The organism is Kitasatospora sp. NEAU-69 (genome assembly GCF_057158765.1).
Genome location: NZ_JBWXUE010000048.1, coordinates 14,060 through 37,338, shown reverse-complemented (window position 1 = coordinate 37,338; position 23,279 = coordinate 14,060). Strand labels below are relative to the sequence as shown.

The 23,279-nt window shown below is 74.1% G+C and carries 19 protein-coding genes; 14 read left to right on the top strand and 5 right to left on the bottom strand.

Going from position 1 to position 23,279, the window contains the following annotated elements; all coding sequences use genetic code 11:
• The first annotated feature begins 73 nt into the window (after positions 1-73).
• From AC060L_RS34500 to AC060L_RS34460, 9 genes are all read left to right on the top strand, one after another.
• Complete coding sequence (locus AC060L_RS34500) at positions 74-730, top strand: NUDIX domain-containing protein (RefSeq protein WP_483802920.1); 657 nt, start codon at positions 74-76, stop codon at positions 728-730.
• A 312-nt stretch (positions 731-1,042) separates the two neighbouring features.
• Positions 1,043-2,914, top strand: coding sequence for an AAA family ATPase (locus AC060L_RS34495; protein WP_483802919.1), 1,872 nt, complete (start codon positions 1,043-1,045; stop codon positions 2,912-2,914).
• A gap of 327 nt (positions 2,915-3,241) precedes the next feature.
• Positions 3,242-4,360: an alanine dehydrogenase gene (ald, locus tag AC060L_RS34490; RefSeq protein ID WP_483802918.1), complete on the top strand. Its 1,119-nt coding sequence runs from the start codon at positions 3,242-3,244 to the stop codon at positions 4,358-4,360.
• A gap of 421 nt (positions 4,361-4,781) precedes the next feature.
• Entirely contained in the window at positions 4,782-5,825 is a 1,044-nt protein-coding gene (locus AC060L_RS34485) for a ParA family protein (protein ID WP_483802937.1), read from the top strand.
• 41 nt (positions 5,826-5,866) lie between these two features.
• Entirely contained in the window at positions 5,867-6,442 is a 576-nt protein-coding gene (locus tag AC060L_RS34480) for a hypothetical protein (protein WP_483802936.1), read from the top strand.
• A gap of 29 nt (positions 6,443-6,471) precedes the next feature.
• On the top strand, positions 6,472-7,347 hold the full coding sequence (locus tag AC060L_RS34475; protein WP_483802917.1) for a segregation and condensation protein A: 876 nt from the start codon (positions 6,472-6,474) through the stop codon (positions 7,345-7,347).
• Between the two features lie 332 nt (positions 7,348-7,679).
• Positions 7,680-8,237: an SMC-Scp complex subunit ScpB gene (gene scpB, locus AC060L_RS34470; RefSeq protein ID WP_483802935.1), complete on the top strand. Its 558-nt coding sequence runs from the start codon at positions 7,680-7,682 to the stop codon at positions 8,235-8,237.
• A 57-nt stretch (positions 8,238-8,294) separates the two neighbouring features.
• The gene (locus AC060L_RS34465) at positions 8,295-9,761 is read left to right on the top strand and encodes a pseudouridine synthase (RefSeq protein WP_483802916.1); all 1,467 of its coding nucleotides are present in this window, start codon (positions 8,295-8,297) and stop codon (positions 9,759-9,761) included.
• Between the two features lie 242 nt (positions 9,762-10,003).
• Complete coding sequence (locus AC060L_RS34460; RefSeq protein WP_483802915.1) at positions 10,004-10,984, top strand: TrmB family transcriptional regulator; 981 nt, start codon at positions 10,004-10,006, stop codon at positions 10,982-10,984.
• 39 nt (positions 10,985-11,023) lie between these two features.
• Here the strand turns inward: AC060L_RS34460 and AC060L_RS34455 are convergent, their stop codons facing one another.
• The 3 genes from AC060L_RS34455 to AC060L_RS34445 all read right to left on the bottom strand — a co-directional run bounded on the left by AC060L_RS34455 (position 11,024) and on the right by AC060L_RS34445 (position 15,366).
• Positions 11,024-11,386, bottom strand: coding sequence for a DUF952 domain-containing protein (locus AC060L_RS34455; RefSeq protein ID WP_483802914.1), 363 nt, complete (start codon positions 11,384-11,386; stop codon positions 11,024-11,026).
• A 126-nt stretch (positions 11,387-11,512) separates the two neighbouring features.
• Complete coding sequence (locus tag AC060L_RS34450; RefSeq protein ID WP_483802934.1) at positions 11,513-13,168, bottom strand: DUF4139 domain-containing protein; 1,656 nt, start codon at positions 13,166-13,168, stop codon at positions 11,513-11,515.
• Positions 13,169-13,185: 17 nt separating this feature from the next.
• Positions 13,186-15,366: a DUF4139 domain-containing protein gene (locus tag AC060L_RS34445; protein WP_483802913.1), complete on the bottom strand. Its 2,181-nt coding sequence runs from the start codon at positions 15,364-15,366 to the stop codon at positions 13,186-13,188.
• A 237-nt stretch (positions 15,367-15,603) separates the two neighbouring features.
• Here AC060L_RS34445 and AC060L_RS34440 point away from each other — a divergent pair, with 237 nt between their 5' ends.
• The 3 genes from AC060L_RS34440 to der all read left to right on the top strand — a co-directional run bounded on the left by AC060L_RS34440 (position 15,604) and on the right by der (position 19,176).
• The gene (locus AC060L_RS34440) at positions 15,604-16,689 is read left to right on the top strand and encodes a prephenate dehydrogenase (RefSeq protein WP_483802912.1); all 1,086 of its coding nucleotides are present in this window, start codon (positions 15,604-15,606) and stop codon (positions 16,687-16,689) included.
• 204 nt (positions 16,690-16,893) lie between these two features.
• Positions 16,894-17,610 carry a (d)CMP kinase gene (gene cmk / locus AC060L_RS34435; protein WP_483802911.1) on the top strand — a complete coding sequence of 239 codons (717 nt, stop codon included), beginning with the start codon at positions 16,894-16,896 and terminating at the stop codon, positions 17,608-17,610.
• A 120-nt stretch (positions 17,611-17,730) separates the two neighbouring features.
• Positions 17,731-19,176, top strand: coding sequence for a ribosome biogenesis GTPase Der (gene der, locus AC060L_RS34430; RefSeq protein ID WP_483802910.1), 1,446 nt, complete (start codon positions 17,731-17,733; stop codon positions 19,174-19,176).
• 118 nt (positions 19,177-19,294) lie between these two features.
• Here the strand turns inward: der and AC060L_RS34425 are convergent, their stop codons facing one another.
• Positions 19,295-20,020, bottom strand: coding sequence for a hypothetical protein (locus AC060L_RS34425; protein WP_483802909.1), 726 nt, complete (start codon positions 20,018-20,020; stop codon positions 19,295-19,297).
• Positions 20,021-20,260: 240 nt separating this feature from the next.
• Positions 20,261-21,133 carry a hypothetical protein gene (locus tag AC060L_RS34420; protein WP_483802908.1) on the bottom strand — a complete coding sequence of 291 codons (873 nt, stop codon included), beginning with the start codon at positions 21,131-21,133 and terminating at the stop codon, positions 20,261-20,263.
• Between the two features lie 569 nt (positions 21,134-21,702).
• Here AC060L_RS34420 and AC060L_RS34415 point away from each other — a divergent pair.
• On the top strand, positions 21,703-22,497 hold the full coding sequence (locus tag AC060L_RS34415) for a LysM peptidoglycan-binding domain-containing protein (protein WP_483802907.1): 795 nt from the start codon (positions 21,703-21,705) through the stop codon (positions 22,495-22,497).
• Between the two features lie 357 nt (positions 22,498-22,854).
• Positions 22,855-23,265, top strand: a complete 411-nt coding sequence (locus AC060L_RS34410) for a transglycosylase family protein (protein WP_483802906.1) — start codon at positions 22,855-22,857, stop codon at positions 23,263-23,265.
• The last annotated feature ends 14 nt before the right edge of the window (positions 23,266-23,279 follow it).

Sequence of the window (23,279 nt, the reverse complement as noted above, 5' to 3'; positions counted from 1 at the left end):
GCGGTCCCGCGGTTCACCCGCGGGGCCGCCGTTTGGCATTAGATTGTGTCGTACTGACGAAAAGGGGAGTGTCATGACGGGCAATCAGGGACCGGCGGCCGGAGCGGCGATCGCGGACGTGGCGGAGGAGTGGCCGATCCGGTCCACCGAGCTGCCGTTCCAGGGCAAGGTCACCGGCGTGCGCACCGACGAGGTGCTGATGCCGGACGGCGGCTACCAGCGCCGGGACTACCAGACCCACCCGGGCTCGGTCGCGGTGCTCGCGCTCGACGAGCGGCAGCGGGTGCTGCTGGTGCGCCAGTACCGGCACCCGGTCCGCCGGCGGCTCTGGGAGCTGCCGGCCGGCCTGCTGGACGTCCCCGGTGAGAACCCGCTGCACGCCGCGCAGCGCGAGCTCTTCGAGGAGGCGTACTGCCAGGCGGAGCAGTGGCGGGTCCTGGTCGACTTCTACACCTCGCCCGGTGGCTCCGACGAGGCGGTGCGGCTCTTCCTGGCCACCGGCACGGCCGAGGCGCAGGGCGAGCGGTATGCGGCGCACGGCGAGGAGCTGGAGATCGAGACCGCCCGGGTGCCGCTGGAGCAGCTGATCGGGCGGGTGCTGGCCGGCGAGCTGCACAACCCGACGCTGGTCACCGGCGTGTTCGCGCTGCAGGCGGCGCTGACCGGCCCCGGGCTGGACGCGCTGCGCGGGCCGGACGCGCCGTGGCCGGCCCGGCCGTTCAAGGCCTGACGGGCCGCAGGCGTCTCGGATCCGCCGGGCGCCGGGCTCGCCGGTCCGACGCCGCCGGGCTCCCCGACCTGACGGCGTCGGACCGGCGGACCTGACGGCGTCGAGTTCGCGGACCCGGCCGCGGCGTAATCCCTGCGGGTGCGGGGTACCGGCCGGGCGGGTGATTCGACGGTTCGTCATACCGGTGTCCGCTCGGCGCCGGCGTCCGGCCGAACTACGCTTCGCTGACGGGCGGTCGTGGGTCGCCCGCGAACCGTTGGCGGCAGGGCGACTGGGTCGGGAGTGGCGCTGGTGGCGAGGAAGACGGCGACGATGGATGCACGTCCGTCCGCGAGCACACCGCACGGTGCCTCTTCCGGTGCGTCTTCCGGTGCCTGCGCCGGTGCGTCCGAGGCCGGTCCGCTCCCCGCCCGCGAGCCGTTCGTCGGCCGCCGCGCCGAGCTGGCCGCGCTGCGGGCCGCTGCCGCGCGGCCGACGACCGACGGGCGCTGCCGGGTGCTCGTGGTCGCCGGCCGTCCGGGCTCCGGCCGCACTGCGCTGGCCAGGCGGTTCGCCCGTTCACTGGCCGCGCAGTACCCGCCGCTGGCGGTGCGGCTCAGCGCGCCGGACGGCACTCCGGTCGAGCCCGGTGCGGTGGCCCGGCTGCTGCTGGAGCGGCTCGGCGAGCCGAGCGAGGGCCTGCCCGCCGATCCCGGGTCCGCCGAGCCCGGGTCCGCCGAGCCCGGGTCGGCCGAACCGGACCCGGCCTGCGCCCGGCTGCGCGCCGTGCTGACCGGCCGGTCCACGCTGCTGCTGCTCGACGACGTCCCCGACGCCGACTCGTTGCTCCCGCTGCTCCCCGACGAGCCGCGCTGCCTGGTGCTCGCCGTCACGACCGGCCCGCTGACCGGCCTGGTCGACCGCTACCCGGTGGACCCGGTGATCCTGCGCGGGCTGGACGAGGGCGCCGCCGTCGAACTGCTCACCTGCCTGATCGGCGGCACCCGGACCGGCTGCGATCCGGTCGGCGCCGCCGAACTCGCCGAGGCCTGCGCGGGGCGCCCGGCCGCGCTGCGGCTGATGGCCGACTGGCTGCACGAGCGCCCCAAGGCGGCCGTCCCGGAGGCCGCGGCCGCGCTGCGTGAGGCGGCGGCCGGCGGCGAGCCACTGCCCGCCGCGCTGGCGCTGCGCTACCAGGCGCTGCCGGTCGCGCAGGCGCGGCTGCTGCGGATGCTCACGCTGGCCCCCGGCGGCCGGGCGGATCTGCGCACCGCCTCCGCACTGGTCGGCTGCCCGGCGCCGGAGGCCGCCGCCGCGCTGCACGCGCTGGCCGGCTACGAACTGCTCGACGAGGAGGAGCCAGCCGCCGACGGCACCCCGCGCTACCGGGTGCCCGGCCGCTTCTTCGCCGAGCTGACCGCGCTGCGCGCCCGGCTGGACCGCCCCGGCGAGCTCCAGCTGGCCCGGGCCCGGCTGCTGGAGCGGCTGGTGCGGCTCACCGACTCGGCCCGCGCGCTGCTGGATCCGGCCACCGCCGCGCCCGAGCCGCTGCCCGGAGCGCTGCGGCTGCGCACCGCCGAGCAGGCCAGGCAGTGGCTGCTCGGGGAGCGGGAGCTGCTGCTGGCGGCCGTCGAGCAGGCGATCGGCGAAGCCGATCTGGACGGCTCGGCCGGCCGGCTGGTCGGCCTGGTGCTGCGCACGCTGCCACTGACCGGCCCGGTCCGCGCCGCCGATCGCTACCGGCTGCACGCGCTGGTGCTGCGGATGGCCGAGCGGCACGGCGATCCGCGCCGGGCCGCCGCCGCGCTGCTCAACCTGGGCGATCTGCGCGCCGTCGCCGGCCAGTGGGAGCTCGCCGCCCGCCACTACCGGGCGGCGCTGGAGCACACCCGCCGGCCGCTCGACGAGCCGGCCGCGGCCCGGGCGGTCGAGGGTGCGGCCGAGTGCTACCGGGCGCTCGGCGATCCGGTCCGCGCGGCGGACTGGTACGGCCGGGCGCTCGCACTGCGCCGGGCGCTGGACGATCCGGCCGGCCAGGCCCGGCTGCTGGCCCGCACCGGCGAGGCGCATGCCGCGCAGCGCCGTTACGAGGAGGCCGGGCGCGAGTACCGCGCCGCGCTCGCGCTGCTGCGCCGGATCGGCGATCAGCGCGGTGCTGGCGCGGTCGCGGCCGCACTCGAACGGCTGCCGCAGCCGCCGCGCTGACCTGGGCGGATGCACGCGGTCGGGGCCCGTGCAACTGCTGAGTGGATCGTGCCACGGGCAGACTTCCGGTGAGGCTTACGAGCTATGGGAAGTCTGCCCGTTCTGGGGCGGTTTGACAGGAAGGTCCCGAGACAAGCCTACGAATCTGCCAATGAGTCACGCAGATTTAGTCTCTTTGTAAGGCTGGCGGATCCGCTGGGCTTCATTACACTCGACTTAGTCGCGCAGTGCAGCGTGTCCCCGGCCGTGCCGGAGGCATGCCCGCGCGGGCACCCGCCGGTCTTCCCCCGGTCGGGACTCCCCTGGCAAGTAGGGACGTGTTTAGCCGTGACCAAGGTCGGCATCCCCCGTGAGGTCAAGAACCACGAGTACCGCGTGGCCATCACGCCGGCCGGCGTGCATGAGCTGGTCCGCAACGGCCACGAGGTCTTCATCGAGGACGGCGCCGGCGTCGGCTCCTCGATCCCGAACGAGGAGTACGTGGCCGCCGGTGCCACCATCCTCGACACCGCTGACGAGGTGTGGGCCACCGCCGACCTGCTGCTGAAGGTCAAGGAGCCGATCGCCCAGGAGTACCACCGCCTCCGCAAGGGCCAGACGCTCTTCACCTACCTGCACCTGGCGGCCGACCGGGCCGGCACCGACGCGCTGGTCGCCTCCGGCACCACCGCGATCGCGTACGAGACCGTGCAGCTGGCCAACGGCGCGCTGCCGCTGCTCGCCCCGATGTCCGAGGTCGCGGGCCGGCTGGCCCCGCAGGTCGGCTCGTACCACCTGATGCGCCCGGCCGGCGGCCGCGGCGTGCTGCCCGGCGGCGTGCCCGGCACCTACCCGGCCAAGTGCGTCGTCATCGGTGGCGGCGTCTCCGGCTGGCACGCGGCCACCATCGCGATCGGCATGGGCTACGAGGTGACCCTGCTGGACCGCGACATCAACAAGCTGCGCGAGGCCGACCGGATCTTCGGCAACAAGATCAAGGCGATCGTCTCCAACGCCTTCGAGCTGGAGAAGGCCGTGCTGGAGGCCGACCTGGTGATCGGCGCCGTGCTGATCCCGGGCGCCAAGGCCCCCAAGCTCGTCACCAACGAGCTGGTCTCGCGGATGAAGCCGGGCTCGGTGCTCGTGGACATCGCGATCGACCAGGGCGGCTGCTTCGAGGACTCCCGTGCGACCACGCACGCCGAGCCGACCTTCCCGGTCCACAACTCGGTCTTCTACTGCGTGGCGAACATGCCGGGCGCCGTCCCGAACACGTCCACCTACGCGCTGACCAACGCGACGCTGCCGTACGTCGTCGAGCTGGCCAACCGCGGCTGGAAGGACGCGCTGCGCCGTGACGCCGCGCTGGCCAAGGGCCTGAACGTGCACGAGGGCCAGATCACCTACGGCGCCGTCGCCGAGGCGTTCGGCCTGCCCTCCATCTCGCTGGAGAACGTGCTCGCCTGACGCTCCGCCAGGTCCTCGTGACGGGCTCCGAGCACGGCTCCGGGCACCGTCGCGACACCCCCGCAGTACCGTCGAAGGCCCCTGGTCGGCAGTAGCCGACCGGGGGCTTCGGCGTGCGTCAACGCGCCGAGGGTCGAGTCACCCGCCCCTTGACAGAACCCGGTCGGGTGGCCGACACATCGGGCCCACTACCGTGGATTGTGTTGCTGCGAACGCCCGAAACGGCCTAGAGTCGCAAACCGTCGGCATGGTGTCAGGCTGACGAATCGACATAATGCCCTGGATGCCCAAGGAGGTAAGACGACTTGTGAATGAGTCGACATTTGCTCCCGGGGGTGGTCAGCCAGGACTGGCGGAGCGCGTCTCCGGACAGCCGACCGACGACACCGGGGCCGGATACACCACCGTAGGAGCGAGCGAGATCGGCACGGTCGCCGTGCGGACCTTCGAGGCCCGGCAGGCCGCCGCCTCGACCGCTGTCTACGATGCCGACCTGCCCGGTACCGGTCTGGCCTACGGCGAGTTCGCCTATGGCTCCTACGACGACCCGGACGCCGAGTACGAACCCGACCCGGAGTACGCCGCCACCTTGGCCCCCGACGCAGCCCGCCAGCGCCGCGAGCGGATCGGCCCCACCGGCCGCCCGCTCCCGTACTTCCCGATCCCCGCGCCGCTGGCCGAGCACGGCCCCGCGCAGATCATCGCGATGTGCAACCAGAAGGGCGGCGTCGGCAAGACCACCTCCACCATCAACCTGGGCGCCGCGCTGGCCGAGTACGGCCGCCGGGTGCTGCTGGTCGACTTCGACCCGCAGGGCGCGCTCTCGGTGGGCCTCGGGGTCAACCCGATGGAGCTGGACGTCACGGTCTACAACCTGCTCATGGAGCGGGGACTGACGGCCGATGAGGTGCTGCTGAAGACCGCGGTGCCGGGCATGGACCTGCTGCCCTCGAACATCGACCTGTCGGCCGCCGAGGTGCAGCTGGTCAGCGAGGTGGCCCGGGAGTCGGCGCTGGCCCGCGCGCTCAAGCCGCTGCTGCCGGACTACGACTACGTCATCATCGACTGCCAGCCCTCGCTCGGCCTGCTGACGGTCAATGCGCTGACCGCCGCGCACAGCGTCATCGTGCCGCTGGAGTGCGAGTTCTTCGCGCTGCGCGGCGTGGCGCTGCTCACCGAGACGATCGAGAAGGTCTGCGAGCGGCTCAACCCCGACCTGCGCCTGGACGGCATCCTGGCCACCATGTACGACTCGCGCACGGTGCACAGCCGCGAGGTGCTGGCCCGGGTGGTCGAGGCGTTCGGCGACCACGTCTTCCACACCGTGATCGGGCGGACCGTCAGGTTCCCGGAGACCACGGTGGCCGGTGAGCCGATCACCACGTACGCGACCAACTCGGTGGGCGCGGCCGCCTACCGCCAGCTCGCCAGGGAGGTGCTCGCCCGGTGCCGCCCCGTCGAGTGAGCCTCCCGGGGGCCGACGAGCTGTTCCGCAGCACCGGCGGGATGGCACTGTCGCCCTCCCTGGCGAGCCGCTCGGCCGCCGAGCCGGCCGCTGCCGGCGGCGGCGATGCTGCGCAGCAGTCCGACGCCGCCTCCGCCGACGCTCCCTCGGCTCCCTCGGACGCCGCCACGCCGGGCGGCGCGGCACCGCGCTCCGCGGCCGGCCCGTCCGTTCCCGCCGGGCGCACGCCCGCGCACGCCCTGGAGGGCCCTGGAGGGCCCGCGAGCCCGGCGCACGCCCGTGGCCCCCGGCCGGGTGCGATCGCCCCGCAGGCGGGCGCCGGTGGCCCCGCAGCGGCCCAGGGCGAGGACGGGCAGGCCGACGCCGCCCGCCGCCGCACCCGCGGCCGGGCCCCGCGCCGCCCCAGCGGGCGCGAGCGGCACGACGAGAAGATCACCGTGTACGTCTCCGCCGAGGAGCTGATGGACCTCGAACACGCGCGGCTGGTGCTGCGCGGTGAGCACGGGCTGGCGGTGGACCGCGGCCGGGTGGTGCGCGAGGCGATCGCGGTCGTGCTGGCCGATCTGGAGCAGCGCGGCGAGGCGAGCATCCTGGTCCGGCGGTTGCGCGGCCGCTGAGCGCGGCCGGCGTGTGAAGATGGACCGCCATGGCCCGCACCTCCTCCTCCCAGCCCGATGCAGCCCAGTCCCGCGCTGAGCCGGCGACCAGCTCTCGGGGCGCTTTCCAGGTGCGGCTGGCCAACTTCGAGGGGCCCTTCGACCTGCTGCTCGGGCTGATCGCCAAGCACAAGCTGGACGTCACCGAGGTCGCGATCTCCCGGGTCACCGACGAGTTCATGGCCTACATCAAAGCGATGGGCCCGGACTGGGACCTGGACGCGGCCACCGAGTTCCTCGTGGTCGCCGCCACCCTGCTCGACCTGAAGGCGGCCCGGCTGCTGCCCGCCGCCGAGGTCGAGGACGAGGCCGACCTGGCCCTGCTGGAGGCCCGCGACCTGCTCTTCGCCCGGCTGCTGCAGTACCGCGCGTACAAGAGGGTGGCGGACGTCTTCGAGCAGCGCTGGGCGAGCGAGCAGCTGCGCCGCCCGCGCACCGTCGGCCTGGAGCCCCGGTTGGCCGAGCTGCTGCCGGAGGTGGTGATCCACATCGGCCCCGAGCGGTTCGCGCAGCTGGCGGCCCGGACGATGGCGCCGAAGCCGAAGCCGGTGGTCTACGTGGACCACATCCACGCCCCGGCGGTGAGCGTGCGCGAGCAGGCGGCGCTGGTGATTGCGTACCTGGCCGAGCGCGGCTCGGCCGACTTCGCGGAGCTGGTCGCGGACGCGGACGGCACGCTCGTGGTGGTCGCCCGGTTCCTCGCGCTGCTGGAGCTCTACCGGGAGCGGGTGGTCGCCTTCGACCAGCCGGAGGCGCTCGGCGGGCTGCTGGTGAGCTGGGTCGCCGAGGGCGACCGGGCGCTGATCGAGGTGACGGACGAGTTCGACCGTCCGCCGGGCGAGGGAGAGGGAGCTGCTGCGCCGTGAGTGCTGACGACATGAGTGCTGCCGACGGGGCGGATGGAGGCGCGCGACCGGCGCGCCGGGCGCTCGGTGTGCCGGGACGGGCGCGCGAGGGGGAGTGGCAGGAGTCGGCGTACTCGGCGGAGCTCGCGGCCGGGCTCGCCGGTGACGAGTGGCTGGAGCCCGAGCCGGAGCCGGTCATGGTGTCGGTGCCGACGGTGGTGCACCCGCGTGAGGCCGAGGCGGCGGAGCCCGAGCATGAGCCCGAGGCTGAGTCCGAGTCCGAGGCTGAGCCCGATTCCGAGCCCGGCTCTGAGCCCGCGGTGCCGCTGCGGGCCGGGCTGGAAGCCGTCCTGATGATCGCCGACGAGCCGGTGACCGAATCGCGGCTGGCCGCCGTCGTGGACCGGCCGGTGGCCGAGGTGGCGGCCGCGCTAAGGGAGTTGGCGGCCGAGTACACCGCGCAGCAGCGCGGATTCGAGCTGCGGCTGGTGGCCGGCGGCTGGCGGTTCTACAGCCGGGCCGCGTGCGCGCCGGTGGTCGACCGGTTCGTGCTGGACGGCCAGCAGGCCCGGCTGACCCAGGCCGCACTGGAGACTCTGGCGGTCGTCGCCTACCGCCAGCCGGTGTCCCGTTCACGGGTCTCAGCGGTACGTGGTGTGAACTGTGACGGTGTGATGCGTACCCTGGTACAGCGAGGACTGGTGGAGGAGACCGGATCCGAGCCCGAAACAGGTGCGATCCTGTATCGGACGACGAACTACTTCCTGGAACGGATGGGCCTGCGCGGCCTGGACGAGCTGCCGGAGCTTGCGCCCTTCCTTCCCGAGGTCGACGACGTGGAAGCGGAGTCCCTCGAAGGCACGGTGATCGCGGACGCGGTCGCCGCCGCGAGCGCACGGGAAGTGCAGTGAGGTCGGCCGGCACGACCCGCACTTCCCCCCTGGTAATCGACGACGTACGGACATTTGATGCGTAGCAGTGGTAGCGGTAACGGCAGGAACAGCGGCGGCGGCGGTGGCGGTAGCCGCGGCGGTCAGCGCGGTGGCAGTGGTTCGTTCGGCGGCAGCGGTGGCGGTGGCGGCCGGGGTGGTTCCGGCGGCGGCGGTTCGTACGGTGGCGGTCGCGGGGGCAGCAGCTCCGGCGGTGGCTCGTACGGTGGCGGCCGGGGCGGTAGCGGCTCCGGCGGTGGCTCGTTCGGCGGCGGTCGGGGCGGTAGCAGCTCTGGCGGCGGTTCGTACGGTGGCGGTCGTGGGGGCAGCAGCTCCGGCGGTGGCTCGTACGGTGGCGGCCGGGGCGGTAGCGGCTCCGGTGGCGGCTCGTACGGCGGCGGTCGCGGTGGGTCCGGCGGCGGTGGCTCGTACAGCGGTGGCGGTCGTGGCGGCAGCAGCTCCGGCGGCAGCTCGTACAGCGGCGGCCGCGGTCGTGACGACCGCCGTGACGACCGTCAGTACCCGGACCGTCCGCTGCGCCCCGAGGAGCGCCGCTACGACCGTCCCGAGTACGGCGGCGGCCCGAACGCCACCCCCGCGCGCGGCGGCTACACCGGCCGTCGCCCCGGTCCGGCCCCGCGGCCGCGTCAGGCCGGCCAGGCCGCGCCCGGCGACCCGCGCCGCCAGCCGCAGCGCTCGCGCGAGCTCCAGGCCAAGATCGAGGACGCGGTGCTGGCCCGGCATGACAAGCCGGCCGTGAAGCTGCCGAAGACCTTCGGCGAGCCCGAGGGCGAGCGCCTGCAGAAGGTGCTGGCCCGGGCCGGCATCGGCAGCCGCCGCGCCTGCGAGGAGCTGATCGAGCAGGGCCGCGTCGAGGTCAACGGCGTGCAGGTCACCGAGCAGGGCAAGCGGGTCGACCCCGAGAACGACGAGATCAAGGTGGACGGCCTGACCGTCGCCACCCAGTCGTACCTGTTCTTCGCGCTCAACAAGCCGGCCGGCGTCGTCTCCACCATGGAGGACCCGGACGGCCGTCAGTGCCTGGGCGACTACGTGACCAACCGGGAGACCCGGCTGTTCCACGTCGGCCGCCTCGACACCGAGACCGAGGGCATCATCCTGCTCACCAACCACGGCGAGCTGGCCCACCGGCTGACCCACCCGCGGTACGGCGTGACCAAGACCTACCTGGCCGCGATCCAGGGCCCGATCCCGCGTGACCTGGGCAAGCAGCTGGCCCAGGGCATCGAGCTGGAGGACGGCTTCGCCCGCGCCGACAGCTTCAAGGTCGTCTCCAACGTCGGCAAGAACTACCTGGTCGAGGTGACCCTGCACGAGGGCCGCAAGCACATCGTGCGCCGGATGCTCGCCGAGGCGGGTTTCCCGGTCGAGAAGCTGGTCCGCACCCACTTCGGCCCGATCGCGCTCGGCGACCAGAAGTCGGGCTGGCTGCGCCGCCTGACCAACCCCGAGGTCGGCCAGCTCATGCGTGAGGTCGGCCTGTAGCGCCTGCCGCACCCCACCGGGCCCGTCCGGACATCGACCGGACGGCCCCGGGGCCGCTGAGGCTTCAGTGCCCTAAAGGGCCGTGCATCCATGGATTGGGCGCACGGCCCTTACGGCTTTCCCAGCCAACTGCCAGGCTTGAGCTGCGCGGGGTTGTCACAAGGATCATTGGTGGCAGAAGATGGCCACGGAAACAGCACACGCCAGGTGGCGTGAAACCGCCATACCGGGGAGGGGCCGACATGCCTGACGCTTTCGGTGCGCTCGGGCTCTCCGAGCCCGACGGCCAGATCTACGCCGCGCTGGTGGCCGCCCCGCAGTCCACCGCCACGGAACTCGCCGAGCGCTCCGGGCTGTCCGTCCAGCAGAGCAGCAAGTCGCTGGGCCGGCTCGCCCAGCAGGGCATGGCCACCCGCGCACCGGTCGAGCGGGACCGCTACCTCGCGGTCGCGCCGGACGTCGCGATCGGCACGCTGATCGGCCACCGCGAGGCCGAGCTGCGCAGCGCCCGCGCCGAGATGCACCGGCTGATGGACGCGTTCCGGGAGGCCTCCCGGTTCACCGACCCGGCCCGCTCGGTCGAGGTGCTGACCGGTGGCGAGGCGATCGCCCAGCGGCTGCTGCACCTGCAGGAGACCACGCTGCACCAGGTCCGCGGCTTCGACCGCCCGCCCTACGTGCAGGACGCCGCAGCCAACCTGACCAGGCAGCGCAAGCGGCTCAAGGAGGGCGTGAAGTTCCGGACCGTCTACGACCGGGAGGCGGTGGCCTGGCCGGGGCGGCTGGAGAGCGAGATCCTGGTCGGCGCGCAGGACGGCGAGGAGGCCCGGGTCCGGACGACGCTCCCGATGAAGCTGGTCATGTCGGACGACCGGATGGCGATCATCCCGATCAGCGTCGGCGACAGCGTGCTGGACGCCGCCTACGTCATCCACCCCTCGGCGCTGCTCCAGGCCCTGGACGGGCTCTTCGAGGCGGAGTGGGACCGGGCCGTGCCGCTGCAGGCCGCGATCGGTGCCGAGCCCGGTCTGCGCGAGCCGGAGGCCGACCAGCGCAAGCTGCTCGGGCTGCTCGCGGCGGGCCTGACCGACGAGTCGATCGCCCGCTCGCTCGGCTGGAGCGCCCGCACCACGCAGCGCCGGCTCCAGGCGCTGATGCGCGAGCTGGGCGCGACCACCCGGTTCCAGGCCGGTATGGCGGCCCGGGAACGCGGCTGGCTGTGACGGCAGTCCGGCTGTGACGGGAGCGCGGGTGAGGGGCGGTCAGCTCCAGGGCACGAAGCGGACCCAGCGCCCGTCGGTGCCGCGTTCGAGTTTGAGCAGGCCGACCACGGCGGGGCGGTTGAGCCGGCCGTAGATGTGCGGGAAGAGCGTCTCCGGCGCGATGCCCGGCGGCAGCGCGCCGGTGGCCGCCTCCCAGCGGACCATCGGCTCGACCGCGTTCTCGTCGATCAGCAGGGCCATCAGCGGATCCGGTGTCCTGGCGAAGTGCTTGTTCGCCAGGACCAAGGCCGTGGGCTCATCCGGCGAGCAGTGCAGGAAGCCGTCCGTCAGCAGCGAGGTGGCGCTGTACGGGCGGCCCGGGTCGCGGAGCCAGTCGTCCAGGGGCGCGAGGTGCAGGATCATAGCTCTGTTGTACCCGAGTTGTCCCCGCCCAGCCCGGCACCGCTCACGGCCTGGTACCGCGGCCGGTACCGCTGATGGCCCGGCGCCGGTCACGCCCTGGCACCGGTCACGGGCCGGCGGCACCGGTCACAGGCCGGCGACCTTGGCCGAGGCGGTCACCTCGTACACCAGCGTGACGGTCTGTCGGCCGCCCGGCGGCAGCGCCAGGTCCCAGCGGGCCACGCCCTCGGCGTCCACCTCCGGCGCGTCCGGGCGGCAGTCCTCCTTGCGCAGCCGGACCTCCACGGCGGAGACCTCGGAGACCGGGATCCGCTCGCGCAGCGTGATCCTCTGCTCCCCGGTCTCACCCGGCGGCGACAGCCGGGAGACGTGCACCCGGACCGTTCGGGTGAGCACGGTGCGCTGGCCGAGACCGGGCAGGCCGCTGCTGCCGCGGGACTCCTCGCTCTCGCGGTGCAGCCGGTAGTCGTCCAGGCTGCCGAAGCCCAGCTCGGCGATCGCCCCGGCGGCGGTGAAGGACAGCCGGCCGCGGCCGGTGCTGCCGCTGCCGCGCACCAGGTCCACCGGCCCGGCCAGCAGCGGGTGCGGGGACGGATTGCGGAACGACACGACCTCGGTGACCAGCGGCGAGAGTTCCGGCGCCGCGCTGCGCTCGGTGGTGGCCGGCACGCTGAACGCGGCCAGCGGCACCCGGTGGGCGCGGCCGTCGCCGGGAACGCCGACCGAGGTGGGCGCGGTCAGCACCCGGACCTCGCCGCCGTCGTCCACGCCGGGCAGCTCGGTGGCGCCGGGCTCGGTGCCGTACGGTCCCGTGGCTTCCGGGCGCAGCGCGCTGATCTCTTCCTCGCGCAGCTCGACGTCGACCGTGCGGCGCTCCTCGCTGCTCAGCTCGCGCAGCGTCAGCTCGTCCGGGTGCAGCCGGGGCGGGTCGGTGGCGAGCGCCGAGCGGGCGGTGGACAGGGTCAGCCGGACGTCGTGCCAGTCCTCGCCGGTCGCCTGCCAGAGCACCGCGTCCGACTCCAGGCGCAGGGTGCCGTCGGCGAAGACGGCGCGGTAGGCCGGCCGCCAGAGCGCACAGGGCGTCAGGTGGCGGACGGTCAGGACGGCGTTCGTCGGGGCCTCGGCGTGGACGGTGAGGTCGAGGTGGGCGGTCAGCTCCGGCGGCTCGGCCTCGGCGGCGGCCAGCGCTTCGAGCGCGGCCGCCTGCTCTTCGTCGAGCTCGGCGTACTCGGCGCGCAGGGCGCGCTGCCGTTCGCGGTGGGTGTCCTGCTCGGCCTCGACCCGGTCCAGTTCACGGGCCCAGCGGACCGGCTCGGCCTCGTCGCGGCCGGTGGCCTCGGCGATCTCGCGGAGCAGGTCGGCGGCGAGCTGGTCGAGCAGCGCGAGCCGGGCGGTCAGCCGCTCCTGCTGCTGCTCGGTGCCGCGCAGCCGGCCGTCGAGCTCGTGCAGGCGGTGGCGCAGCGCGGAGTCCTCGGCGGTGGGTGCGCCGGTCGGGCGCGGGGTCCAGACGCGGGTGATCCGGGCGGCGAGGACGGTCGGGGTGGCCGAGCCTGGCGCGGCTGTCTGCTGGGCTGTCAGCTCGGCGCGCAGGGTGTGGTCGACGGCGAGCGGGCTGATCGGGCCCAGCCGCAGGCGCTGCGAGCCGGCGGCCAGCCGGACGGTGGTGGTGCGCTCGATCCGGGCGCGGTCCTCCAGGCAGGTCACGGCGGTCACCGGGAGCGGGCTGACCGTGAGCCGGTCGGTCGTCTCGTCGGTCGTCTCGTCGGTCGTTTCGGCTGGCATCTCGTCTGGCATCTCGGTCAGCTCCTTCGGTTGCCGCCGGTCAGGGCCTTGCCGGCCGGGATGCGGATCTCGTAGCCGCCGTCCAGCACGGCCCGGCCGCCGGGCGGCAGCTCGACGCGCCACAGCCGGGTGCCGGCCGGGTAGTCGCCTGCTTCGGCCTGGACGGGGCTGGGTTCCGACCAGGCAGGGGTGCCGGGGCGGTCCTCGATCCGGATGTCGCGCTCGGCGGTGACCGGGATCCGCTCCCGCACCTCGACCGTGACCGGGTGGGACAGCCGGTTGGCCAGCTCGACGTGGATCCGCCGGCCGATCACCGTGGTGCCGCCGCGCAGGCCGGCCGTGGACTCCTGGGTCTCGGTGCGGCGCACCGCCCGTACGCTCTCCGCCACGCCCAGGCCGACCCGGCGGGTGGCGCCCGGGGCGAGCGTGGGCAGCTGGGTGGTCAGCAGGAACTCGCCGTCCTCGGTGACCTCCAGCGGGCCGGCCAGCAGTGCGCGCTGCGAGGTGTTCGAGAGCAGCAGCGTCGCGTGGACGGCCGGGTCGATGCCCGGCACGCAGACGTACTCGGGCCGTACGGTGACCGGGATCTCGCCGATCGTGACGGTGTGCCAGCCGCCGTCGGAGGGGACGTCGATCCGGGTCGCGGTGTCGTGCCGCTGGTCGAAGGAGCCGGCCGAGCGGCGCGGCGGTACGGCGTGCACGGGCAGCGCGAGGGCGGCGAGCCGGTTGCCGGGCGCGGCGGCCGCGCCGTCGGGGTGCAGCAGGCCGCGCCGGCCGGGCGGCTCGCTCGGGCCGGCCAGCGTGAGCCGGTCGTAGTCGAGCAGCTCGGCGGCGGGGGCGAGCGGCGCGGGTGGTGCGGGCGGGGGTGGCGGTGGGGCCAGGGCGCCCTGCGGGCCGGCGTACGCGCCCGGCGCGCCGGCTCCGCCGGGGGCGCGCAGGGCCCTCGAACGCATCATCGCGCTGGGCGGTGCAGCGCCGTAGGCAACGGGTGAGGGTGCGGGCGCCGGTGCGGGCGGGGGTGGCGGCGCACCGAGGGCGGCTGCCGGTGGTGGAGGTGCTGCCGGTGTCGGTGCGCCGGGGCCCTGCGGTGTGCCGTACCTGTGACTGTGGACCATCGACGGCACAGCGCCGACGGCGGCCCGGCCGGGGCTCGGCTCGGCGAGCGGCGCGGGCGCGCCGTCGTAGCCCGTGAAGAGCCCGCCCAGCCCGGCCGGCGGCTCGCGCCAGCCCGAGGGGGCGGGCGGCGGCTGGCTCCGGCCGATCCGGATCGAGCGCAGCTTCGGCGGCTCGGCCGGGCGGTGCAGGTCGGCGCTGGACAGGCCGAGCCGGACACCCGACCAGTCCTCCCCGGTCCGCTGCGCCACCGTGGCGCGCAGCAGCAGCCGCCCGGTGCCGGCGGCCCCGCGGTGGTCCAGCTGGTAGCTCGGCGCCCAGAGCGCGCTCTGCACCCGGTACTCCAGCTCGATCGTGCAGGAGCCGTGAGCGCCGTCAGTGCCGTCAGTGCCGGCAGAGCCGTCGGCGCCGTTCGGGGTGTCCAGCGGCGTGCCGGCCGGGTCGGGCGTGACCGTGACCAGCACGACGGCGGAGGTCTCGACCGGCCCGCCGGGCGTGGCGTCCGAGCCGCGGGCCAGCCGGTCGGCGAGCAGCTCCCGCTCGCGCTCGGCCTGCTCCAGCTGCTCACGGACCTGCTCGGCCTGGCCGTGCAGCGCGGTCAGCCGGGCGTCGACGAACTCGGCGAGCGTCAGCACGGCCTCGGCCGGCGCCCGCCGCAGCGGCGCGTCCGGCCCGGGCGGCGGTGGGACGGCGCGCAGCCCGGCGGCCGCCGCGATCCGGTCGCCGATCAGCTGCTCGCGCAGCCGCAGCGCAGCGCACCGCTGCTCCGCCTCGGCCAGTCGGCGGCGCAGTTCGGGCAGCTCGTCGGGTGTGCGCAGCAGCGCCTCGGCGGCCGGCCGGACCTCGGTCACCCGCCAGCCCGCCGGTCCCGCAGTGACCCGGGCCCGCAGCGAGGCCCGGTCCAGGCTCTGCGGCAGCCCCGTCAGCCGCAGTCGCACCGGGCCGTCACGACCGGGTAGCACCCCGTGCGCGAGCCGCCGGCAGACGGCGCCGGCGGAGTGCACGACCACCGAGTCGAGCACGCTGGGCCAGTCGGGCGGCGCCGGTGGCCCCGCTGCCTGCGCCGTCGCGGTCTGCTCTGCCATGGAGGATCCGCCCCTTCCCGCCACCCGCACTGCCGTCCGCTGTCCGCTGTCCGCAAGCCAGTCTGCCGGGCATCACTGACACTGTCGCGGGTTTTGGCCGGTGCGCCCTGCCGAGGTGTGGCCGCGGCCGCCGGTGCGTGGCACGGGCTACGGGGGGTGGGGCCGGGGCGGCGGTCGGTCGGGCGGTGCGAGAGGATGAGGGGCCACGCCCTCGGACACGCAGGAGAGCCCACCGCCATGCGCACCGCCGCCGTTGTCGGCACCGGACTGATCGGCACCTCCGCCGCGCTCGCGCTGACCGCGCGGGGGATAGCGGTGTATCTGGAGGACGCCGACCCGGATGCCGCCCGGACGGCCGCCTCGCTGGGGGCCGGGACCACCGAGCAGCCGGACGGGCCGGTCGATCTGGCGATCGTCGCGGTGCCGCCGGCGCTGGTCGGCAAGGTGCTCGCGGACTGCCAGCGGCGCGGGCTGGCGCGCTGTTACACGGATGTCGCGAGTGTGAAGGCCGGGCCGCGCGCCGAGATCGCCGCGCTCGGCTGCGACACCGCGCAGTACATCGGTGGGCATCCGATGGCCGGGCGGGAGCAGTCCGGGCCGCTGGCCGCGCGGGCCGACCTGTTCGAGGGCCGGCCCTGGGTGCTCACGCCGACGCCGGACACCGCCACCGAGACGCTCAACGCGGCGCTGGAGCTGGTCGCGCTCTGCGGCGGGATGCCGGTGGTGATGGACGCCGCCGCGCACGACCGGGCGGTGGCGCTGGTCTCGCACGCGCCGCAGCTGCTCTCCTCGCTGGTCGCCGCGCGGCTGGAGCACGCCGACGAGTCGGCGGTGCGCCTGGCCGGCCAGGGGGTCCGCGACGTCACCCGGATCGCCGGGTCGGACCCGCGGATGTGGCTGGACATCCTGGCGGCGAACGCCGGTGTGGTCGCCGACATCCTGGAGGAGCTGGCCGCCGACCTGAGCGGCACGGTCACCGCGCTGCGCGCGCTGGAGACCGGCGACGAGAGCACCCGGCGGTCGGGCAGTGCCGGGATCGAGGCCGTGATGCGGCGCGGGAACCAGGGCCAGGCCCGGATCCCCGGCAAGCACGGCGCGCCGCCGACCCGCTACGAGACCGTGGTGGTGGCGATCGGCGACCAGCCCGGCGAGCTGGGGCGGCTGTTCCGCGAGGTGGCCAAGGCCGGGGTCAACATCGAGGACGTGGCGATCGACCACTCGGCCGGGCAGCGGGTCGGCCTGGTGCAGCTCCAGGTCGAGCCGGCGGCCGTCCACCGGCTGGAGGCGGCGCTGAGCGATCGCGGCTGGGACGTCCGGGACTGAGCAGGGACGTCCGGGACTGAAGCAGAGGCTGATCCCTGGCTGATCCGGGTGGCATGGGGCTGCCCCGGGACTGGGAAGTCGGCCTCTTCGACCGTGCGGTTTGGCGTGTTCCGGCTGCCGCCCCCACGAGCTCGGCCGAACGGGTACCCGGGGTCGTCTAACCTTGAGGTATCTCCCCCGGGTGTCGAGAAGAGAGGTTCCCCCGTGGACACTGCCGACCGAGCGAACGCCCCGGTCGTCGTCGCCATCGACGGACCCTCCGGCTCCGGCAAGTCGACCGTCTCCCGCGCGGTGGCGGCCCGGCTCGGCCTCAGCTTCCTCGACACCGGTGCCATGTACCGGGCGATGACCTGGTGGATGCTGGCCAACGAGGTGGACGTGGACGACGCCGACGCCGTCGCGATCGCCTGCTCCAAGCCCGTGATCGTCTCCGGTACCGACGCCGACGGCCCGACCATCACGGTCGATGGCCAGGACGTCTCCGGCCCGATCCGCGGCCCCGAGGTGACCGCCAAGGTCAGCGCGGTCTCTGCCGTCCCGCAGGTGCGGGCCCGGCTGGTCGAGCTGCAGCGCGGCTGCGCGCTGGTCGCGCCGCGCGGCATCGTCGCCGAGGGCCGGGACATGGGGACGGTGGTCTTCCCGACCGCCACCGCCAAGATCTTCCTGACCGCCTCCGAGGCGGCCCGCGCCGAGCGGCGGGCGGCCGAGCTGCGCGCCAAGGGCGTGGACGAGGCGACCATCGCCGCGATGGCGGCCGACCTCGGCCGCCGGGACGCCGCCGACTCCTCGCGGGCCACCGCGCCGCTGGCCCAGGCGGCCGACGCGGTGCTGGTGGACACGAGCGATCTGACGCTCCAGCAGGTGATCGACACCATCGCGGAGCTGGTGGAGCAGCGGGCGGGGCACCTGACCGCCGCCTAGATTTTCTTACCGCCGCGGTTCCGACACCGTGGTTTTTCGCGCTGCCCGGGCGTTCGCGCCCGGGCAGGTACGCACGGTCCGGCCGAGTGACGGCCGGACCGGGAAATGGGACAGACGAAGATGAGCAACGAGCACCTCGCCGGTCACGGCGAGTTGGACGACTCCGAGTACGCCGAGTTCATGCAACTCGCCGCGGAGGAGGGCTTCGAGGGCGAGGACCTCGACCTCGAGGCCGGCGCGCACGTGCCGCTGCCGGTGCTGGCCGTGGTCGGCCGGCCGAACGTCGGCAAGTCGACGCTGGTCAACCGGATCATCGGCCGCCGCGAGGCGGTCGTCGAGGACAAGCCGGGTGTGACCCGTGACCGCGTCCAGTACGAGGCCACCTGGAACGGCCGGCGGTTCAAGCTGGTCGACACCGGTGGCTGGGAGCTCGACGTCCTCGGCATCGACGCCATGGTCGCCGCGCAGGCCGAGATGGGCATCGAGACCGCCGACGCGGTGCTCTTCGTCGTCGACGCCACGGTCGGCGCGACCGACACCGACGAGGCGCTGGTCAAGCTGATCCGCCGGGCCGGCAAGCCCGTGGTGCTCTGCGCCAACAAGGTGGACGGCCAGTCCACCGAGGCGGAGGCCGCCTACCTCTGGTCGCTCGGCCTCGGCGAGCCGTACCCCGTCTCCGCGCTGCACGGCCGCGGCTCCGGCGACCTGCTGGACGCCGTGATGGCCGCGCTGCCCGAGGCCCCGCCGCAGACCTTCGGTGTGGCCGTCGGCGGCCCGCGCCGGGTCGCGCTGATCGGCCGGCCGAACGTCGGCAAGTCCAGCCTGCTGAACAAGGTGGCCGGCGAGAACCGCGTCGTCGTCAACGAGCTGGCCGGCACCACCCGTGACCCGGTCGACGAGATGATCGAACTCGGCGGCAAGACCTGGAAGTTCATCGACACCGCCGGTATCCGCCGCCGGGTCCACCTGACCTCCGGCGCCGACTTCTACGCCTCGCTGCGCACCTCCTCCGCGCTGGAGAAGGCCGAGGTCGCGGTCATCCTGATCGACTCCAGTGAGCCGCTCGCCGAGCAGGACACCCGGATCATCTCGATGGCCGTCGATGCCGGGCGGGCCGTCGTGGTGGCCTACAACAAGTGGGACCAGATGGACGAGGAGCGCCGCTACTACCTGGAGCGCGAGATCGAGCAGGATCTCGTCCAGGTCCAGTGGGCGCCCCGGGTCAACGTCTCGGCGCTGACCGGCCGTCACATGGAGAAGCTGGTCCCGGCGATCGAGACCGCGCTGGCCGGCTGGGAGACCCGGATCACGACCGCGCGGCTGAACGCGTTCCTCGGCGAGCTGGTCGCCGCGCACCCGCACCCGATCCGGGGCGGCAAGCAGCCGCGCATCCTGTTCGGCACCCAGGCCGGCATCAAGCCGCCGCGCTTCGTGCTCTTCGCCTCGGGCTTCCTGGAGGCGGGCTACCGCCGCTTCGTCGAGCGCCGGCTGCGTGAGGAGTTCGGCTTCGTCGGGACGCCGATCTCGATCTCGGTGCGGGTGCGGGAGAAGCGCAAGCGCAAGTAGTCCTCTGTATATATCTCTGTATATAGGGGTTCGTAGTCGGCGACGGCCCGGCAGCTGGATGGCTGCCGGGCCGTCGCCGTTTTCGTTTCCTCGTTCCCGTTTCCCGTCAGCTTTCCTGTCAGCCGCGGCCGGGGGGCAGCGAGAGCAGGTTGCCGCGGTGTCGGCCCGGCGTGGCCGGGTGGCCGGGGGCTGCGGGGTGCGGCGCGTTCACCGGGCTGCCGGTGGGGACCGGGACGGGCGCGAGGTAGCCGGAGGCCACCCAGCCCTGCCCGGTGCTCGGCTGCGGGGCCGCGCCGGGCACGGCGTGCTGTTGGTACTGCTGCTGATGCGGGTGCTGCTGCGTGTGCTGTTGTGTCTGCGCCTGCTGGTGATGAGGGTGCGTGTGCTGTGAGTGCTGCTGGTGTTGTTGCTGTTGCTGCGTCTGCTGGGCGGCCGAGGTCTGCTGCGACTGCATATAGGGGTGCGACTGCTGCGCCGGCACGAACTGCGGCGCCCCCGACAGCTGGCCCGGGTGCACCGCGAACGGCGACTGCCCGGCCGGTGCGCCGAACTGCTCGGCGCCGTAGGGCGCGCGGCCGCCGTACAACTCGCGGTTGCCGTAAGGGTCCCGCTGCTCGGCGGTCGGCACCGGGAACGTGCGCTCGCGGACGGCGAAGCCGGTGAAGCGCATGTCCTCCTCGCCGGCGCGGTCGCCCGGCAGCGCGCGGAAGAGGCGGCGGTACTCCGAGTACAGCTCGTCGTAGATCGGGGTCGGGGTGGGGGCGACCGGATGCTCCCCGTCGTACGACGGCCTCATCGCCGGGATCCCCCGGGTAGCGGTGGTCTGGCGGAAGCCTGAGGTCACGTCGTAGCTGTACACGTAAAGGCCAACGAGCGAGCGTGGCCGGGGATGCGGGTGCGGATGGGTGCGGTGGAAGCGTCCCGGTGGCCGTGCGCTGGGCGGATGCGCCGCTGGGCCCCGTCATCAGGCCGCGTCATCAGCCCACGTCGTCGGGCCCCAGAGCGGCACGGCGCGGGCCGACACCCGGGTGGGGTGTCGGCCCGCGCGCGGCACAGGGGGAGGGGAGACAGGAGCGGCCCCGGATCAGGTGCCGGCCAGCGGGAGCGTGGCACCGACCAGCAGCCCGCCGGCGGCGGCACGGTCCAGCGCCGTCCGCAGCAGGTCCTCGCGCGGCTGGCGGCCGATCGTGCCGGACGGCGCGAGGTACATGATCACCTGCGCGTAGCGGGCCGCCGCGTTGCGCCAGGCCTCGGTGACCAGCAGCGGCTGGTGCGCCTGCCACCAGGCCGTGCTGTTGCCCGGCACCGTGGACGGCTGCAGCACCGCGTGCAGCCGGCCCATCGCCATCAGGATCGACCAGCCCGGGAGCTGGGCGGGCGGCGTGTTCACATCGGTGATGGCCGCGAAGCCGTACTCGGCGAGCAGCGGCAGGAACTCGTCCGCGCCGGTGAGCCGCCCCGGTCGGCCGACCGGGCCGGTCGGCTCGACGACCAGCGCGGCGTGTCCGGTGTCGCCGCAGAGCACCAGGCCGCAGGTGATGCTGAGGACGGCGGGCTCGCCGGGCGCCGGCGTGGGCGCCGGCGCGGCAGCGGGCACCGGGGCGGGCGCCGGCGGCACGGGCGCCGGGGGTGCTTCGACGGCCTGGGCCTGCGCCCCGGGGCCGGCCTGGCCGGGGAACCCGTTGCCCTGGGCCTGGCTGATGCTGCGGACGGCGCCGAGCAACTGCTCCTCCGAGACCGGGACGACCTGCGAGGGGATGCACCGGGCGTGTGCGAACGCCAGCACGGCGGTCTCCTCCCCGACGAACAGCACGGTGCTGGTCCGCTCGCGAAGGGAGTCGCCGGGAGCCCGGCAGGAGGTGCAGTCGTAGGTGTCGGGCGCGTGCGCCCCGCCGAGCAGCCGGTCGGCCTCGTCGTCGCCGATCTCGGCTCGGACCTCGTCGCTGACTTCGAGCATGCGCGCCACGTTGACTCCTCGTTCCATTGCGGGGGGCGGCGCGGGCGGCCCGCGCGCCATTACCAACGGAGCGCTGTGGTCGGAGTCACGGGTTGGGTTGTCGAGTGCCAGTATTTGCCGTCGATCCGACTGCGCGTGGTGGACGAATGATCACTATCTGTCGATGATGTGCGCAGGCTCACAGGGCCGGAAATGTGACCAGCGTCACGTGTAGGCAAGGTTTGATCTTCGTAAAACATGCCAAAGTGGACATTTGGCTCAGATTTAAGTGATCGTTACCGCGGGTAACGCCTTACTGACCTGGGTCGACCAAGATTTGGTTGATTCTTGGCAACCGCGCCTCGTAGCTTCTTCCCCGGTGCAACGAGCACCACCCGGGTTCACCCCCTGTGCACCCCCGAGGTGCCCGCCACGCGATCGGCTCGAACGGATCGCGGGTGAGTGGGAGTGGCCGGGGCGGCGCGGTACGTCGGACACGTACTCGGCCGCCCGATGGACGAGGTCAGCGCAATCGGACCCTTCGAGGGTCTGGTTCCGCATGCCCGCCCGGGGCAGTCGAGAGGGATTCCATGACTTTCCGTAACGAGAACGCCGCTGCCACCACCGTCGCCACCGACGCCGCTGCCGCGAAGAAGCGCAGCCGCGTCCGGATGGCCGTCCTGGGCGCTGCCGCTGTCGCGGTCGTCCCGGTGGCGGGCCTCGTCACGGCCACCACGGCCTCCGCCGCTTCGGTCTCCACCTGGGAGGCCGTCGCCCAGTGCGAGAGCACTGGCAACTGGAGCATCAACTCGGGCAACGGCTTCTACGGCGGCCTGCAGTTCACCAACTCGACCTGGGCCGCCTTCGGTGGCACCGCCTACGCCCCGCAGGCGAACCTGGCCACCGAGGCGCAGCAGATCGCCGTCGCCGAGAAGGTCCTCGCCTCCCAGGGCCCCGGCGCCTGGCCGGTCTGCTCGGTCAAGGCCGGCCTGACCGCCGGTGGCGCTCCCGCCGCCGTTGACGCCGCCCCGGCCGCGCCCGCCGCCCCGGCCGCCAAGCCGCAGGCGCAGACCCCGGCCCCGCAGGCCCCGGCCGCCCCGGCGAAGCCGAAGGCCCAGCCGCAGCCGGCCACCCAGCCGGTCACCCCGAAGCACACGTCGCACGACGCGAAGCCGGCCGCTCCGGTTGCCCCGGCCGCCCCGGCCGCGCCGAAGTCCGGCAAGTCGGCGGCCGGCAACGGCACCTACACCGTCCAGAGCGGTGACACCCTGAGCGCCATCGCCGCCTCCCACGGCGTCAGCTGGCAGAGCCTGTACCAGAACAACGCGCAGGTCATCGGCGGTAACGCCGACCTGATCCTGCCGGGCCAGGTGCTCTCGGTCTGAGGCCGGGCCCCGGCCCTGCCGGCCGTCCGATCGTCCTGGTAGGTCGCTCGGGTGGCACGGACTGATGCGTGCACGTGCAAGACCGCCGTCCCCGTCGGGGGCGGCGGTCGGGCGCGTTTCGGGGGTCTGCGGGTTCGGTTCTGGTGCCCCGAACGGTGCAACGGGTGCCGGGTGGGCGCGCGGGGGTTCCGGTGACTCGGCGAGAGTCGGAGGATGCTGAGCGCATCGCGTGTGCCGGGTTCTGTGGTCGGTTCGGCTTCCGGGTCGGCCGCCAGTGCTGGTCGTCGGCGAATAGCCGAGCTGATATGCGGGCCGGCTCTGGCGCTGGCGCTGGTTGCCGCAGTGCCGGGCCGGGCAGTGGCTGAGGCTGACACCGACCCGCAGCCGGTCGCGGGCTCCACGGGTAGCACCGGCCCGACCGGAAGCACTGGTTCCACCGGCGGCACCGGAAGCACTGGCAGCACCGGCGGCACCGGAAGCACTGGCAGCACCGGCGGCACTGGCACCGTGGACGCCATGGACCCGACCTGGGACCGCGTCGCCGACTGTGAGAGCGACAGCGACTGGACCGCCGACACCGGCAACGGCTACTACGGCGGCCTGCAGATCTGGCCGCCCACCTGGGGGGAGGCCGGCGGGCTGCACTTCGCGACCCGCCCCGACCGGGCGACCCGCCGTCAGCAGATCACGGTCGCCGAGGAGATCCTCCGTCAGCAGGGCTGGCAGGCCTGGGAGGGCTGCGCGCGGGACCTCGGTCTGCTCCCGTGACGGCGCCCGCTGCT